At 36.9% G+C, this 1687-nt stretch carries 1 protein-coding gene and 1 pseudogene; one reads left to right on the plus strand and one right to left on the minus strand.

The window, feature by feature from the left end; translation table 11 throughout:
* Positions 1–265: 265 nt before the first annotated feature.
* Positions 266–664, minus strand: coding sequence for a VOC family protein (locus D1970_RS21210; protein ID WP_119114845.1), 399 nt, complete (start codon positions 662–664; stop codon positions 266–268).
* 272 nt (positions 665–936) lie between these two features.
* Here D1970_RS21210 and D1970_RS21215 point away from each other — a divergent pair.
* Positions 937–1454 (plus strand): annotated as a pseudogene (locus D1970_RS21215) (acyl-CoA thioesterase).
* The last annotated feature ends 233 nt before the right edge of the window (positions 1455–1687 follow it).

The raw sequence follows: 1687 nt of genomic DNA on the forward strand, positions 1-1687 counted from the left end.
AACAGTGCTGTAGTCCTTATTAAGAATAAGTAAGTACGGAAAGAGCAATATAAAAAGAGACACCGCTTTTTTTACCTTGGAGGTATATTCTTCCGTGAGGTTTAAAAAAAGTACTTCCAGTTTGCATAACAAATAATTGAGATTTGAGAAAAACAGCTTACTTCACAAAATAAGCTCTTTAATATAAAAGTAGGTATTACCCCTGATGAAGTAATACCTTGCTGCTTTTAATGTAGTATTTATTTAATGAAAACACTTAAGACTTTCACGAAGGAAGATTTAGTTGCCACGATACTCCAAACCGATCATTTAGCCAACCAAACCTCTGACTAAAACCATAATCACCAATTGGCATAAGTGCTTGTCCACCCTCGATAAGTTTCTGATAAAGGTTGTTAATTTCTTCTTCAGTATCACAAGTAACAAAAATTGAGAATGAAGGAGTAAAGGAAAACTGATGCTTCACATTACTGTCAATGCACATAAATTCTTGCCCTTTTAAGGAAAAAGTAGCCTGCATTACAGTTCCTTCGTCTCCAGCTTCATTCGCCCCATAGCGAACAATACTTGTAATTTCTGAATCGTCAATGATTGATATGTAATGATTCATCGCTTCTTCTGCTTTACCATCTTGAAACATTAAGAATGGTATAACTTTTTCCATTAAAAATCATCTCCTTTAGTGTTGACAATCCACCTTCATTAATTAATATAATGAATATACGTAAGGTGACTTTAATTTAATAATGACATTACAAAAAAAATAATTCAATCCGAGTCATACTTTTTCTTCAACTAACCCGTTTGTTGAAGAAGAAAAAGGTGCCCTAGCAACCTCAATTCAATTAAAGCAAGAGACGAACAATGAGTTCTCTATTCCTATATTGAATGGCTACCTCACGCATAATAGAAAAAAGAAAGAAAAGAGGAAAAGGTATGGATAAAGAAACAAAGATGTGTTCTGCATCAAAAGTAATAAAGACAAGCAGGGTGTTTCCTCTCGATACAAACAACCATGGAACGCTGTACGGAGGAAAACTGATGAGTATGATTGATGATGTTGCGTCGATATCTGCATCTCGTCACGCAAGGTGCGACATTGTCACGGCATCGACCGATTCCGTCGACTTCCTGATACCCATACAAAAGGATGATTCTGTTTGCCTCGAATCATTTGTGACATGGTCGGAACTTCATCAATGGAAGTATTTGTTAAAGTCATATCTGAAGACCTCATGACAGGTGAAAGAAAACTTGCAGCCACTTCATTCCTGACGTTTGTTGCCCTGTCAAAAGAAGGAAAGCCTGTATCTATCCCAAAAGTCATCCCTAGTACACACGAGGAAATTATGCTTCATGAAAGTGCGGCAGAGAGAGCGGAAAACAGGAAGAAGAGAAGGAAAAAAAGCAGGGAGCTGGCTAAGAAAATGGAAATAGGGCTTCCATGGTCGTAGAAAGCATCCCTTCAGTTACTTTTGATAATAAAGAAACCCACCCGAAAAGGGTGGTTTCTTTATTACTTTAGGCCGTCGAGTGTTTTGCTGTCTCGTATATCTGTTCCTCAATATCCTTGTAAATCGTAAGGCTGCAGTCTTCCGTTTCCTTTTCGAATGAATGAAGATTAGTTGATAACTCTTTGTTTAACTAACCCGTTTTGGATCTAAGTCAATATCTTGGACACAAATAA

Source organism: Mesobacillus zeae (assembly GCF_003570705.1).
Taxonomy (GTDB): Bacteria; Bacillota; Bacilli; order Bacillales; family Cytobacillaceae; genus Mesobacillus_C; species Mesobacillus_C zeae.